Source organism: Ruegeria sp. CDSB114 (assembly GCF_059611025.1).
The window spans coordinates 79,691-93,349 of sequence record NZ_JBXWOT010000013.1; the positions used below are offsets into that span (position 1 = coordinate 79,691).

A 13,659-nucleotide genomic window follows, 5' to 3' on the forward strand; every position below is an offset into this window, starting at 1 on the left:
TGGGGGCGAAATGGAACTGGACAGCCTGAGTGACAGGATTTTGAACGGAGACCGGCGCGCGCTGGCCCGTGGTATCACGCTGGTGGAAAGCGGTCGCGCCGATCATCGTGCGCAGGCGACGGAACTGCTGACCAGATTGACCAAAGAGGGCCGCCAGGCCCTGCGGATCGGATTGTCAGGAACGCCCGGCGTCGGCAAGTCCACGTTCATCGAAAGCTTTGGTATGATGCTGACAGGGCAGGGGCTGCGTGTTGCAGTTCTTGCAGTAGATCCCAGCTCAACTCGGTCGGGCGGGTCCATTCTGGGGGATAAGACCCGGATGGAACGCCTGAGCCGCGAGAAAAACGCCTTTATCCGTCCATCACCCAGCCAGTCGCACCTGGGCGGCGTTGCCCGCCGCACACGTGAGGCCATCGCTTTATGTGAGGCCGCTGGGTTCGATGTTGTTTTGATCGAAACGGTTGGTGTCGGGCAATCGGAGACGGTTGTCTCCGAGTTGTCGGATCTGTTTATGCTGTTGCTTGCCCCGGCGGGCGGTGACGAACTGCAGGGCGTCAAGCGCGGTATCATGGAAATGGCCGACATGATCTTGGTCAACAAGGCGGATGGTGACCTGAAATCTGCCGCCACTCGCACCTGCGCCGATTATTCCGGGGCGCTGCGTCTGTTGCGTAAACGCCCCCAGGACCCGGAAGGGTTTCCCAAAGCGATGACTGTCTCAGCGGTCGAGGAACATGGGCTGGCTCAAGCCTGGGAGGAGATGCAGTCCCTCAGTAAATGGCGCCGTGAAAATGGCCACTGGGAGGTCAACCGCGCCACGCAAGCACAATATTGGTTCGAACAAGAGGTTCGGTCTGCCCTTCTGGCACGCCTGGCGACTCCACAAGCGCGCTCGGAAATGGAGCGTCTGGGCTCGCAGGTCAGCACTGGTCAGCTCAGTCCGTCGGTTGCGGCGGAACATATGTTGTCTGCTTTAGTCGCTGGCTAAGGCCTTATTCAAGCCTTTGATCTCATTCTCTTTCTGATTTCGGATCGGTGGGTTATCGCCCATAGGTTGCAAGTTGACCCAAACTTGATGCAAACTCAGGTTAAGGCCGCGCATCTGTCGCCAGGCCGGATATGCGGGAACCGTCAGCTATGCCCGATATTACTGGGACCAACGGCAACGACGATATCGACGTTAACAATGACACGGGGACCCTGAACGGTTCACCGGCTGGAACTCCGATTGATAATATCCGCGGCCGGGGTGGCGATGACGACGTCGACATCAATAACAGCACGATTACCGGGAATGTCATCGGCAATGCCGGCTCCGACACGATCACCGTCACCAGTAGCACCATTGGTGGCAGGATTGCCAGCGGGTCGGATGACGACACTGTCGATATCAGTGGCTCGAGTGTTGGAAACATCCGGCTGGGGAGCGGCAACGATACCCTGAATTTCACCAGCACCAGCGTCAGTGGCGATTTGCGTGGCGGCGGCGGGACCGACACGTTGAACTTGCCGGTGGGTACCGTCATCACCGATACCAATTTTGGCGTCATTAACGTCGTAGATGGCGTAGGCTATACCCTGTCCAGCGGGACATTCACCCTACCATCCGGTATCACGGTCACATATTCTGCCTTTGAGAACGGAAGTGGCGTTCCTTGTTTTACCCGCGATACGCACATCCTGACACAGGACGGCATGAAAGCAATCCAAGCGCTGCGGATCGGGGACATGGTCCCGACCATGGGGTGCGACCCTCAGCCTATACGCTGGATCGGTCGTCGACAGTTTGACCGCGCCGCCTTGCTGGTAAATCCCAGGCTCTTGCCGGTACGAATCCTTGCAGGTGCGCTGGGCGAGGGGTTGCCGCATCGCGATCTTCTGGTCTCACGCCAGCACAGGATGCTGGTGCAGTCCAGAATCGCGGATCGCATGTTTGGCACCACCGAAGTTCTGATTCCGGCGATCAAACTGACCGCACTGCCGGGAATCTATATCGATGAGGCCGTGCAATCGGTTGAGTATTTTCACCTGCTATTTGATCGCCATCATGTCATCTTTGCCGAAGATGCCCCAACCGAAAGCCTGTTCACCGGAGTCGAGGCCCTGAAATCCCTCGGATCGGAGGCGCGGCAAGAAATTTTCGAAATCTTTCCGGAACTGATCGAAAATCATGGTGAAAACCCGGCCCGGTTCATACCATGTGGACGCCAACAGTCCCACCTGATCCAGCGGCATTTGAAGAACAACAAACCCTTGCTTCAACGCAATGGCGCCTAGGTCTTATAGAGTTTAAGATGGGTGCAAAGATTTCGCACGGCCCGTCTTGACCCTTCCTGTGATTCCCACTAAACGCATCCAACCAGTTTTCGGGCGCGACTTCGGGTTGCGCCCCTTGTGATTTGGCCACGGGTCCTGTACCCAGCCCGCAGATACAAAGGAAGAAACCATGTCGCGCCGTTGCGAACTGACCGGAAAAGGCCCGATGACTGGCAACAATGTCAGCCACGCCAAAAACAGAACTCGTCGTCGTTTTCTGCCCAACCTGAACGACGTAACCCTGCAGTCGGAAACCCTGGGTCGTGGCGTCAAGCTGCGTATCTCGGCCGCTGCCCTGCGTTCAGTTGACCACCGTGGTGGTCTGGATGCGTTCCTGGCCAAAGCCAAGGATGACGAGCTGTCCACCAACGCACTGAAAGTGAAAAAAGAAATCGCCAAGGCTCAAGCTGCGGTCTAAACGTTCTTTTTCATCAAAGATTTCGACCCTGTACCCGAACGGTGCAGGGTCTTTTCTTTTGTCTGATTGAGTTTAGACGATTTCGCCGTCAGAGCGTGATCTTGTTCACATACAGTGTTCTGATGTTTGAATATGTTTGTTCATATTCTATTGGCGGAGTTCGATCTCATGTCTTTCAAATCCTTTGATTTCCTCTCCCTGTTGGCGGCCTTTTTTGGCAAGACGTTTGGGACATGTGTGCGGATGCAGCGTCAGGTGAACAGGTTGCATACCAGCCTGACCAAAGGGTCTGTCAAACGTCCTGGATTGGACAACTGACCTCGTACTGACCAAAATGACCCGAGGGCTTCTGGCGCATTCGATTGTGCTTGAAGCCCTTTTTGTCTCGGGCGTATACCGAAGGCAGGATGAAACACTTTCGGAACAGATTTCTATCATTTGCCCTGTCGCTGCTGGTCATTCTGACCGGTCAAGGGGTGGCTGCGTCGCGTGGCGTTGATACCGCAGTCGGGCAGATGGTGCTGTGTACTGGTGTTGGTCCTGTTGTGATCTATATGGATGCCGAGGGGCAACCGGCAAAGCCCCCGCATTTCTGCCCCGATTATGCGCTGACGTTGCTGGGTGCTATTGCTGTCGTTTCACATGTGCTGCCCGATGCACCAAGTTATGCCGGGCCATTTTTAGAGCGCGGCGACAGGAGCCTAATAGCAGCGCCCGTTCCGTTTCAGCCCGCCCGCGCGCCACCTGCAAGAGCCTGATTAAATTTAACTTTTTCAGACACTTGACATAGGAGAGGCGCAATGTCCCTCACTTCCAAACTTTTGGCAGCCCTGGCTGCGGCCGCATTTGCCACCACTGCAATGGCGCAGGAAACCATCACACTAGAAGATGCCTATGCGCGCTCCGCCGGCAAAACGGCGAAAGCGGGCGCGGCCTTTATGGTGATTCAGAACACGGGCGAGGCGGATGACCGTCTTGTTCGTGCGGAATCGGAGGCGGCTGCACGGGTTGAGCTGCACACGCATCTGATCGATGCCAACGGCGTGGCGCAGATGACCCATGTCGAAGAGGGATTCGTCATCCCAGCCGGTGGTGCGCATGCGCTCAAGCGCGGGGGCGATCACGTGATGTTCATGGGATTGGTTGCTCCGTTTGAACATGGTGCAACTGTGCCTGTAACGCTGGTTTTTGAAAAAGCCGGTGAGGTTGAGATCGACGTGCCGGTTGATCTGGAACGAAAAGACATGGGCGCCCACTCGAACTAAGGTCACGTCAACCTTCAAGCCGCTATGCGGCCGTCATCCACGCGTCAGGCCGGGCTTTGCCCGGCCTGTTTGCCTATCGCTTCAACGGTTAACAACCCGCATCGAAACGCGGTCATGCGCCCGTTTGAAGCGCACTGCCAGAAAGAACATCACGGCGGCGAAAGCCAGAGCGGAAAAGGCAATGGCCCACCCCAGTGCGACCATGCCACTGCCGGGCCAGAACAACAGCACCAACCCAATGATCAGCGCAATGATCCCCGAGTTTCGCACCATCACGGCATCCGGGTTGTTGCTGGGTATCTGTCGCCATGCCAGCAACGAACCGATGCCGACGATCAGCGCCCAAGCACCCAGCAGGAAAAACGTCAGCCGCGCAACGCCCTCGGGCCAGATCAGCAGGACAAGCCCGATCAACAGTGCCCCTACACCGAAGCCTCCGATCAATCCGCGCCGTCCAAAGCCCAGTAGGGTCAGGCCGCCATCTAGAACCAAAAGCAGGCCGACCAGTCGCAACAGCAAAGAGATACTGCCCGTTGGCCAAAACAGCGCGGCGATCCCCAATGCTCCGGCCAGACATCCGCGTAACAGGAAGGTCCACCACAGATTTGCCAGTTGGTCGCCAAATGTATCGCGGCCCTCCATACTGGAATCGTCCAGGATTTCTTCGCGCGTGTGGTGGGGGTCGGTCATGGGAGCCTCTTATTTCGATTGTCGTATCAATAATTTTGGTGCCGGTCTGGCGGGTTAAGATTCGCGCAGTAGCTTTTGAACCCAGCGTGGCACGGTTTCGGATGCAGGGCCAAGTATCACCTGATCGAAACTCGAGGCGCCGGATGACGGATCCAGGTTCAACTCGACGGTTCGTGCGCCTGACATTGTCGCCTCGTGCACAAATGCTGCGGCGGGGTAGACCTGACCCGAGGTGCCGATTGAAGCGAAGATTGCAGCATTGGCCAGGTGATCGTAGATCAGGTCCATAAAATAGGGCATCTCACCGAACCATACAACATCGGGTCGGGCGGTTGGGCCACCGCAGGCGGGGCAGGGTTCACCCACCGACATCTCGGGCGGGGCGACCCAGCGGTGATCGCAGGTGGTGCATAAGGCCCCAGCGAGGGTGCCGTGCATATGGATCACATTCTCGGATCCTGCGGCTTCGTGGAGGCCGTCGACATTCTGGGTCACGATGATAACCTCGCCGGGCCAGTTGCGTTGCAGATGGGTCAGCGCGGTATGGGCCGGATTGGGTTGCGCCTGTGCAGCCTGCACACGGCGCGCGTTGTAGAACTTTTGCACCACCGCCGGATTGCGGGCAAAGCCATCGGGCGTGGCGACATCCTCGATCCTGTGCTGCGCCCACAGACCTCCTTCGTCGCGGAATGTGCCCAGCCCGCTTTCGGCGGAAATCCCGGCACCGGTCAGAATGACGATCTTTTCCATTTCCGCCTCACGCGTTACACCCGGTTGTATGACACACCGTATCCTTTTCGTCTGTTTGGGCAATATCTGCCGGTCTCCGGCCGCCGAAGGTGCCTTTCGCGCCCGTGCGCCGCATCATGCCACCGACAGCGCCGGAACCTCTGGCTGGCACATCGGAGACCCGCCTTATGGCCCAATGCAGCAGGCTGCTCATGACCGTAGTATCGACATCAGCGATCTGCGCGCGCGCAAATTCGTGGCCGAAGATTTTGACCACTTTGACCTGATCATCGGAATGGATGCAGAGAACCTTATCAATATCGAAAACTTGCGCCCCCGTGGCAACGAAACTCCGGTTCGCTTGCTGACTGATTTCGCTACTGAGACAGGCGCGGATCATGTGCCCGATCCGTATTACACCCGTGATTTCGAGGGCACGCTGGATTTGATCGAAAAGGCCGTCGCAGGTCTTGACGCACATCTGAGGGCTTAGTTGTAGACGCTCTGATGTCTTCGACATTCAGGTGTAAAATCAATCGACGCCTGCATCGGGGCCAAGCTCACCTGTTTGGTTCTTTCGAAATCACAGTGGATAAGGTGCGTGTCGTCCGGCTTCTGGTGATCGCAATCGCACCCAAAACCAAAGCGCAGGCTACGGCCTGTGGTGTTGTGATTGCTTCGCCAAAGGCAAGAAAGCCTACAGCAAACATTGTCGGCAATTCAATGCTGCCGACGACCGCAGTTTGAGAAGCGCCGATCAACGGCGAGCAGATCGTATAAATGAGCTGTGGCACAAGCGCTGTGACCAGGCCAATTCCGACGATCAAAATCCAGTCGGATTGCCCTTGCGGGAGCAACTTGGCAACATCGGCGTTCAACATCAGCGGCAACAGCCCGAGAACCGATCCCAAGGAAACCGAAGCAATGCGCGCAAGCGGTGCGATGCGGGACAACCTGTGAACCAAGACACATATGCCGAAGCCGAACCCGATTGGGGCTGCTAGCGACATCAGAAGCGTTGGTATGTGCTGTATCGGAACAGATGCGGGCGATCCTGCAATGAGTGCCGCCAAGGTAATGAGGCCCGAGGCGAACAATGCGCGCCTTGTGGGTGTATCGGCGAACAAAGCCCAGGCAATGATCAGCGTGAAAACCGGATAGGTCATATAGAGAACGCCCACAGTCGATGCGGGTAATGTCTCCAGCGCCGTCACATATCCAATCCATCCAAGGCCCATTACCGCGCCTGCCGAAAGCCCCCAAACAATCTCGCGCCAAGCGTTTCGGTGTATAAAAAGAACAGGCAGCAGCAGAATTGCCGTAACGATGTAGCGATAGAACGCGACTGCATAAGGCGCGACGCCTTGCTCGGTCAGCCCTCGGCTAAAAAAGGGAACCAACCCGAAACAAATTGAGGCGAAAAGAACGCCGGCAACCGCAATCGGATAGGGAATAGTTGGTCTCGTCTGTGTTGATATCGTTGCCATTCCAATTTGCTATCACAGGTTTGCGACTGCTGTAGCAGAGATTCGTCGAGCGGTTGCTTCGGTTCGCAAAGCTAACCCTAGTTCGGTTCTGTATGAAGATGGTGGCAGAAACACACGGCGCGTTGGTAATTATGCTTCCAATTTCTGCGGTGCCCTACACTAACTCATCACCTTCAACTGCCCGCCCAGCCACGGCACCTGCGCGACTGCCGGATCAACAATCTGGCTCCGCATCAGCCGTCGGATCATGTCTGCAACCTCTTTGGGTACTTGGTCCGACCAGTCAGAGCGGGTGAACAGCGAAATTGTGCGGGCGAAGTCACCGAACGGGACCGGGTGCGCCTCCATCCCGTCATGAAACCGCGTCGCACGCATATATCCCAGTGGTGTTGTGATCGCCCAGCCAAGCCCCTGTGCGACCATTGCCATCAGCGCCAGGTGCGAGCCGATTTCAAACCGTTCCTCGAACTCCATTTGCTGGCGCGCCAGATGCGCCTCGATCTGGCGACTGATCAGCTGATCTCGGGCGTATCGCAGAAAGGGCAGGTCCTGTATTGAATTCCCCATACCCTTTGGGGTCACCAGAATGAAAGGGTCCTGAACCAGAGGGTATTCAATCACACCCTTCAGGACCTCTCCGGAATGCGCGGATACAGCCATATGCAGCCTCTGCGCCTCCAGCTCGGCGAACAGGTTTAGACTGGGCAACGTGATCAGTTTGAATTTCGACCGGGTCAGGCTGTCGGCCAGCAAAGTCGCCAGCCGCGGGGTCAGATCGTTGTCGAAATCGTCTATCAAACCGATGGAGAGGGTGGTCAGATGCCCCAGATCCATCACGGTCAGTTCGCTTTGGGCCATTTGCAGTTCGGCCAGCACGACCTCGGCCCGCGCCAGAAAGCTGCGGCCGGCTTGCGTTAAACGCATTGGTCGTCGCCCGTGATCGACCAGATCAGTGCCCAATGCCTTTTCCAGATTGCGCAACTGCTGAGAAACCGAAGGCTGGCTGAGCCCCGTAATCTCGGCGGCCTGTGCCACCGATCCTGTCCGCGCCAAAGCCTCGAACACCTCAAGGCCCCGCAGGGTCAGCCCTTTCATTACCATCTGATACACCTTTCGCTGCGCCATTTCTGAGGTGCAGTGCGCATCAGGTCAAGCAGCGTGACCGGCTTAGTTGCAGATTGCCTGCGCCATCTGGCCAAAGTTCTTATACCGATCCCACAGCGCATCATCGCGCGAAGTCTGCGACATCTTCAACTCCTGCGCCTGATGGGGGTCGGTGAACCACTTGGCGACGGTCTTCTGATCGCCCCGCGTCAACGCCTGATCTGCGACGCGCTGAATGCAGCTGCACCGCGCCCGCGTCGCCGCCGACCGGTCCGACGCCAGACACGCCCGTTTGATCTGCGCAGCCTCGCTGGGTACCGGAGCCATCGCCGTCAGCGATGCCGCACAAAATGCGATTAGGAGGAACTGTTTCATGCTCTTGCCTCGTTTTTGCCTGCCCGGACGGGTCTGATGCCCCTCTCGGTCTGTGGCGGAGTATGAATCAAAGTGGATTTCGGATCAATCATGTGCTGCGAAAAAGTGATTGCGCACATAATTGATGTCGCGTTTTCTGGCCTGACTTCGCTTAGAACTCTAGCGTGAGACCAAAATGCTAAAGAAATACGGGCGTACATTCCACTTGCCGCAATCTCCCGGTGCTACGAGCGATGACAAGATCATGTCGAGTGTTGATGAGTTGGCATCAGCGGACGAAGTCGTCTTTACCGAAAAGATGAACAGTGAGAATACGACCATCCACAGTCAAGGCTGTCACCCTCGCAGTATCGACGCCAGATATCACCCGTCGCGAGACTGGGTGAAGGCTTTCGCAGCTGGTATCGCACCGCAACTTACTAAGGATGAGCGCATTGTTGGCGAATATCTATTCGCACGTCATTCCATCGCGTATTTGGAATTGCCGACTTATTTTTTGGGATTCGCGTGGATCAAAGCTGGCGTCGTTCAGCCATGGGATGCGACGCTGTCACGCTTTACAAAACTTGTAATCAGCCCTGTTTCCGAACTGTATCGGGGACGGTTCTCAGCTCAGGTCGTCGCTGATGTAATTGCAGTCCTAGATCTAGACACACAAGAGGGGTTTGTCGTTCGCACAACAGCAACATTCGAGGAAGAAAACATGCCCACTCATCTCGCGAAGTACGTACGTGAAGGTCATGTGCAAAGTGAGACGCATTGGATGAATGCTGAACTGGTTAGAAATGGGCTGGTCTGATCGGATCGAAGCCTAGCAACTAAAGGGTTTCGTCGGGTCTCGTCCTACCTTGACCGCAGCCCATTTCCGACGCATATCCCCAACCCATGACAGACCTCGCTCACATCCGCAATTTCTCCATCGTCGCGCATATCGACCATGGCAAATCCACCCTTGCTGACCGGCTCATCCAAGAGACCGGGACAGTCAAGGATCGTGACATGAAGGAACAGCTGCTCGACAGCATGGATATCGAGCGCGAGCGCGGCATTACCATCAAGGCCAACACGGTCCGCATCGACTACACCGCTGACAATGGCGAGCAATACGTGCTGAACCTGATCGACACCCCCGGCCACGTGGACTTTGCCTATGAGGTTTCGCGGTCGATGCGCGCGGTCGAAGGCTCGCTGCTGGTTGTGGACTCGACCCAGGGGGTCGAGGCGCAGACGCTGGCCAACGTGTATCAAGCCATCGACGCCGATCATGACATCGTGCCGGTGCTCAACAAGATCGACCTGCCTGCGTCCGATTGCGACCGCGTGGCCGAACAGATCGAGGATGTGATCGGCATCGACGCGTCCGAGGCGATTCAGGTCAGCGCCAAGACCGGGCAGGGCATCCATGAGACGTTGGAGGCCATCGTCACCCATCTGCCGGCCCCCAAGGGTAATCTGGATGCACCGCTCAAGGCGATGCTGGTCGATAGCTGGTACGACGCCTATCTCGGCGTCATCGTTCTGGTCCGCATCATGGACGGCACCCTGAAAAAGGGCATGCGCGTCAAGTTCATGTCGAACAACACCCTGCACCATGTCGACCGCGTCGGCGTCTTCCGGCCTGAGATGGAGATGGTCGACAGCCTCGGTCCCGGCGAAATCGGCTTTCTCACCGCCTCGATCAAACAGGTCCGCGACACGCGCGTTGGTGACACGATCACCAATGACCGCAATGGCGCAGAAATCGCGCTGGACGGCTTTAAACCCGCGCAACCGGTGGTGTTCTGTGGCCTCTTCCCCGTCGACAGTTCCGAATTCGAGGACCTGCGCGATGCGATTGACAAACTGGCGCTGAACGACGCCAGCTTCAGCTTTGAGATGGAAACCTCGGCAGCACTTGGCTTTGGCTTCCGCTGCGGCTTCCTTGGCCTGCTGCACCTTGAGGTCATTCGCGACCGGATTGAGCGCGAATATGATATCGAGCTGATCACCACAGCGCCCTCGGTGATCTATCACGTCTTCATGAAAGACGGCGAGATGATCGAACTGCACAACCCCGCCGACATGCCCGACCCGTCAAAGGTCGACCATATCGAGGAACCACGCATCAAGGCGACCATCCTTGTGCCGGACGAATTCCTGGGCGACGTGCTGAAACTGTGTCAGGACCGCCGCGGCATTCAGATGGACCTGACCTATGCGGGCAGCCGCGCGATGGTCGTCTATGACCTGCCACTGAATGAGGTCGTCTTTGACTTCTACGACCGCCTGAAATCGGTGACCAAGGGCTATGCCTCGTTTGATTATCAGATGACCGGCTATACCGAGGACGCGCTGGTCAAGATGTCGGTGCTGGTGAATGACGAACCGGTCGATGCGCTGTCGACCATGGTTCACCGTGACCGGGCCGAGATGCGGGGCCGGGCGATGTGCGAGAAGCTCAAGGACCTGATCCCGCGCCACATGTTCAAAATCCCGATCCAAGCCGCAATCGGAGGTAAGGTCATCGCCCGCGAGACCCTCTCGGCCCTGCGCAAGGACGTGACCGCCAAATGCTACGGAGGCGACGCCACGCGGAAACGCAAACTGCTGGACAAGCAGAAGGCGGGTAAGAAAAAGATGCGTCAGTTCGGGAAGGTTGATATACCTCAGGAGGCATTCATCTCAGCGTTGAAAATGGATAGTTAAGGTATCTCACATGATATTTGGGCACCCCAATCTTTGCAAAAGTGGGGTGCCAGCTCGTGGAAGGTTGTTATTCTAAGGGTTCATCTTGCAGGTTTTTATCCGTTTTGGGTGTGATCTCGTATCGACCGTCAACTTCAACGCAGTCCAGTCCATTTGCGTCGCAAATAGATTTTATTCCCTTCACTAGGCCATATCCAGCAAGGCCGGCCGCGACCGGAATGGCAGCTACTAGGCCAATCCCACCGAGCATTGTTCCTCCACCAATTGCTGCAAGGCCCGACGTAATCCCCGCAGCAGATAATCCACTCACGGAACCGGCCACCGAAACTGCCGCTACAGATCCAGCTATTCCTGAGGCAGTTCCCCCGACCGCGCCAAGTGTATCAAGGAGAGTTTCTCTTTCGCTGTCCGTCAGCTGGCTGAATTTGTGTCGACCGATAATAACTAGCGCCTTTAAAAGATTCATAAACTCAGGCGTTGCAGCGCTTTTCTTGGTTTCAAGTCGATAAATTGTCGATTCCGAGCATTCTAGCACCTCCGCGAGCTCTCTTCGCGACAGGCCAGAAACTTCTCTTACCAATTTCAATTTTTCCCCACAGTTGTCAGGTGTAATAGGTCCTTCCATGGCTGCTTTTTGCCTTTCATCTTCATAGCCCCACATTGAAAATTTCCTTCACAAACCCTCTCAACTCCAGTCATTTTACATTCAAAGATATGTCAAGATCAAGTCATGTCACAGTCAGTGATCAGTCATGCTCGGTTATTTGCCGATCTACGCGATGGGTTGGTCTCCAATAATGGACTGGAAATCAATGTGATGCATTCTACTCACATCGCCGGGCGGCGTCATGCTGAAAGCATGCCTCCGGAATGACCCGCCCCCGTCAAACCGAAGGTTTGCCTGCGGCAAAACTGGCGGCGCGTTTGCGCCCTGGGGCTCCGCCCGTTCGACCCTGAAACGGTCCATTGGACCATTTCCCAGACGGGCCTCACCCCCTCGGGCCGGCGCTGCCCTAACCTCTGTTGACTGAGCGTCGCAAGAGCTTTTACGAGCCAGGGCTCCGCCCGTTCGCGGCTGAATTCGTCCACTGGACGAATTCCAAGACGCCGCTCACTCTGACCCAGATCAAAGACCGCGTGTGCGCTCAATCCTAGGATCCGCGAAAGTTGAATCCCTGATATGAGGCCCCCATGCTTCCCCTGATGCTGATCGTACATATCTTCCTTGGCTCCACCTTTGCCGGGTCCGCTGTCATTGCGGTTCTGTCGATGGGGTATACGACGCTATACCCGATCCTGATCGCTGCCGGAGCTGGCTTTATTGCGGCGTTTCCGGTTTCGTATCTGGTGACCCGAAAGATCGCGGGATAAGGCCTGTTCGACCCATTGTGACCAACCTCACAGCCGCATCCCGGCTGACCTGCTAGAGTTTACCCTGCGGAACCCTAGCAGGAGGCGCAGATGTCCACATCCATGATCCCCTTCATTGCCCTCGGGTCAGCGGGTCTCTATTCCGTTGCCATGGTCGCGATGAAGTTCTGGTGGAAAATCCCTGGCTTGGGGCTTGGCCTGCTGATCGTCGCGACCCTGCTGGCCGGGGCCACGCTGGAACTCGCCGCGCTGCGCGACGAACGGTTGGGCATAATCTATACTGGCATTCTGGGGGCCGAGGTCGTTCTGATCGCCATCGCCTCATTCTTTCTGTTTGGCGAAAATTTCTCGCATCGCGAAGTGTTTGGCATTTCCCTGGTCGTGATCGGCACCGCGCTGGCCTGGGCCTAAGCGCGACAATCTGGTTAGGCTTTTTTAAAGCCTTCATGAAGCTTCCTTCAGGTAAGTTGCAACCGGCACTCAGCCACCCAATCTGTGTAAAAGGCCAGCGAAAGGCCCAGCACAGGAGGTGAGCCAGTGACAGCAAATTCAACTATCGAAGCGGTAAATGCCCCTTCATTTAGGTTGGCTGCGTGGGCTGGCGCAAGATCCTTGGGCTGTATGTAATTTTGAATTTGCGTAGCCTGCGCGATCGAACGAGTTCCGGGCTCGTCTCTGGTCTCCAGGTGAACTGAAGCGTCTCTGGTCCGGTTGGAATTTAGGGGGTACTGGCTGCGAATTGCCGCAGCGCTTAGTAGGTAACCCAACCGGGTCGGAGCGCTTCTCAAATTCAGAACAGGCTTTCAGCGCAATGTGCGGGCAGGTGGCCCTGATTGGTCAGAAAATGCCTCGGTCCTCGGAGGCCGTGGCCAAAGAGCGACCCGTTCAAGGCGGGTTTGATTCGAAATATCAGGGATCGGATCGGCGCAATCGCTCACCAAAACCCCCAGAAGGGTCGTGCAGCCCGTTTGCGCCTGCAGAAAGAGTCCAAAATCCCGGGCCAAGCACGCAATTTCACTTGTCCATTGGCAACTCTGCGCAGGAACGTAGAATCTAGAGTTATCCACATCACTCTCCAGCGAGATATCAACAGTTTATCCCCGGCTATTTTTTATGCTGCAGTGCTATTTTCTTGCCCGTTTATGACCGCGATGTAACAGTCAGGTTACCGCAGAGGTTCTTAGGATCCTGGGTGGGACGCAAAGGCCAAGGGGGTCGC

General features: G+C 56.4%; 17 protein-coding genes. 11 read left to right on the plus strand and 6 right to left on the minus strand.

Features of this window, described 5'->3' with window-relative positions:
• The first annotated feature begins 10 nt into the window (after positions 1 to 10).
• The 6 genes from meaB (at position 11) to AC2FIP_RS19475 (ending at position 3,999) form a co-directional block, all read left to right on the plus strand.
• The gene (gene meaB / locus AC2FIP_RS19450; protein ID WP_142638208.1) at positions 11 to 988 is read left to right on the plus strand and encodes a methylmalonyl Co-A mutase-associated GTPase MeaB; all 978 of its coding nucleotides are present in this window, start codon (positions 11 to 13) and stop codon (positions 986 to 988) included.
• 149 nt (positions 989 to 1,137) lie between these two features.
• Positions 1,138 to 2,277, plus strand: a complete 1,140-nt coding sequence (locus AC2FIP_RS19455) for a Hint domain-containing protein (protein WP_496787800.1) — start codon at positions 1,138 to 1,140, stop codon at positions 2,275 to 2,277.
• A gap of 169 nt (positions 2,278 to 2,446) precedes the next feature.
• Positions 2,447 to 2,734, plus strand: coding sequence for a 50S ribosomal protein L28 (rpmB, locus tag AC2FIP_RS19460; protein ID WP_142638086.1), 288 nt, complete (start codon positions 2,447 to 2,449; stop codon positions 2,732 to 2,734).
• Positions 2,735 to 2,902: 168 nt separating this feature from the next.
• Positions 2,903 to 3,052 carry a hypothetical protein gene (locus AC2FIP_RS19465; RefSeq protein WP_496787801.1) on the plus strand — a complete coding sequence of 50 codons (150 nt, stop codon included), beginning with the start codon at positions 2,903 to 2,905 and terminating at the stop codon, positions 3,050 to 3,052.
• Positions 3,053 to 3,141: 89 nt separating this feature from the next.
• Positions 3,142 to 3,492, plus strand: a complete 351-nt coding sequence (locus AC2FIP_RS19470; protein ID WP_142638088.1) for a hypothetical protein — start codon at positions 3,142 to 3,144, stop codon at positions 3,490 to 3,492.
• Between the two features lie 42 nt (positions 3,493 to 3,534).
• Positions 3,535 to 3,999 carry a copper chaperone PCu(A)C gene (locus AC2FIP_RS19475; protein WP_496703371.1) on the plus strand — a complete coding sequence of 155 codons (465 nt, stop codon included), beginning with the start codon at positions 3,535 to 3,537 and terminating at the stop codon, positions 3,997 to 3,999.
• 81 nt (positions 4,000 to 4,080) lie between these two features.
• Here the strand turns inward: AC2FIP_RS19475 and AC2FIP_RS19480 are convergent, their stop codons facing one another.
• Both AC2FIP_RS19480 and AC2FIP_RS19485 read right to left on the minus strand, forming a co-directional pair.
• Positions 4,081 to 4,689, minus strand: a complete 609-nt coding sequence (locus AC2FIP_RS19480) for an HdeD family acid-resistance protein (RefSeq protein WP_271950402.1) — start codon at positions 4,687 to 4,689, stop codon at positions 4,081 to 4,083.
• 54 nt (positions 4,690 to 4,743) lie between these two features.
• Positions 4,744 to 5,439, minus strand: coding sequence for an NAD-dependent deacylase (locus AC2FIP_RS19485; protein ID WP_271950400.1), 696 nt, complete (start codon positions 5,437 to 5,439; stop codon positions 4,744 to 4,746).
• A gap of 28 nt (positions 5,440 to 5,467) precedes the next feature.
• Between AC2FIP_RS19485 and AC2FIP_RS19490 the strand changes: the two genes are divergently transcribed.
• Positions 5,468 to 5,911 carry a low molecular weight protein-tyrosine-phosphatase gene (locus AC2FIP_RS19490; RefSeq protein ID WP_496692854.1) on the plus strand — a complete coding sequence of 148 codons (444 nt, stop codon included), beginning with the start codon at positions 5,468 to 5,470 and terminating at the stop codon, positions 5,909 to 5,911.
• 67 nt (positions 5,912 to 5,978) lie between these two features.
• On the opposite strand, the gene AC2FIP_RS19495 is transcribed toward AC2FIP_RS19490, so the two are convergent.
• The 3 genes from AC2FIP_RS19495 to AC2FIP_RS19505 form a co-directional block, all read right to left on the minus strand.
• Positions 5,979 to 6,905, minus strand: coding sequence for a DMT family transporter (locus tag AC2FIP_RS19495; protein WP_496787802.1), 927 nt, complete (start codon positions 6,903 to 6,905; stop codon positions 5,979 to 5,981).
• 159 nt (positions 6,906 to 7,064) lie between these two features.
• Positions 7,065 to 8,006, minus strand: a complete 942-nt coding sequence (locus tag AC2FIP_RS19500; RefSeq protein WP_282022114.1) for a LysR family transcriptional regulator — start codon at positions 8,004 to 8,006, stop codon at positions 7,065 to 7,067.
• Between the two features lie 66 nt (positions 8,007 to 8,072).
• Positions 8,073 to 8,384, minus strand: coding sequence for a hypothetical protein (locus tag AC2FIP_RS19505; RefSeq protein WP_496787803.1), 312 nt, complete (start codon positions 8,382 to 8,384; stop codon positions 8,073 to 8,075).
• 175 nt (positions 8,385 to 8,559) lie between these two features.
• Here AC2FIP_RS19505 and AC2FIP_RS19510 point away from each other — a divergent pair, with 175 nt between their 5' ends.
• Both AC2FIP_RS19510 and lepA read left to right on the plus strand, forming a co-directional pair.
• Positions 8,560 to 9,183 carry an RNA ligase family protein gene (locus tag AC2FIP_RS19510; RefSeq protein ID WP_496787804.1) on the plus strand — a complete coding sequence of 208 codons (624 nt, stop codon included), beginning with the start codon at positions 8,560 to 8,562 and terminating at the stop codon, positions 9,181 to 9,183.
• A gap of 86 nt (positions 9,184 to 9,269) precedes the next feature.
• Complete coding sequence (gene lepA / locus AC2FIP_RS19515) at positions 9,270 to 11,069, plus strand: translation elongation factor 4 (RefSeq protein WP_142638105.1); 1,800 nt, start codon at positions 9,270 to 9,272, stop codon at positions 11,067 to 11,069.
• Between the two features lie 67 nt (positions 11,070 to 11,136).
• Here lepA and AC2FIP_RS19520 read toward each other — a convergent pair whose 3' ends face one another.
• The gene (locus AC2FIP_RS19520; RefSeq protein ID WP_142638107.1) at positions 11,137 to 11,730 is read right to left on the minus strand and encodes a helix-turn-helix domain-containing protein; all 594 of its coding nucleotides are present in this window, start codon (positions 11,728 to 11,730) and stop codon (positions 11,137 to 11,139) included.
• Positions 11,731 to 12,260: 530 nt separating this feature from the next.
• Here AC2FIP_RS19520 and AC2FIP_RS19525 point away from each other — a divergent pair.
• Positions 12,261 to 12,440, plus strand: a complete 180-nt coding sequence (locus tag AC2FIP_RS19525; RefSeq protein WP_142638109.1) for a CTP synthetase — start codon at positions 12,261 to 12,263, stop codon at positions 12,438 to 12,440.
• Positions 12,441 to 12,530: 90 nt separating this feature from the next.
• Positions 12,531 to 12,851, plus strand: a complete 321-nt coding sequence (locus tag AC2FIP_RS19530) for a hypothetical protein (RefSeq protein ID WP_142638110.1) — start codon at positions 12,531 to 12,533, stop codon at positions 12,849 to 12,851.
• The last annotated feature ends 808 nt before the right edge of the window (positions 12,852 to 13,659 follow it).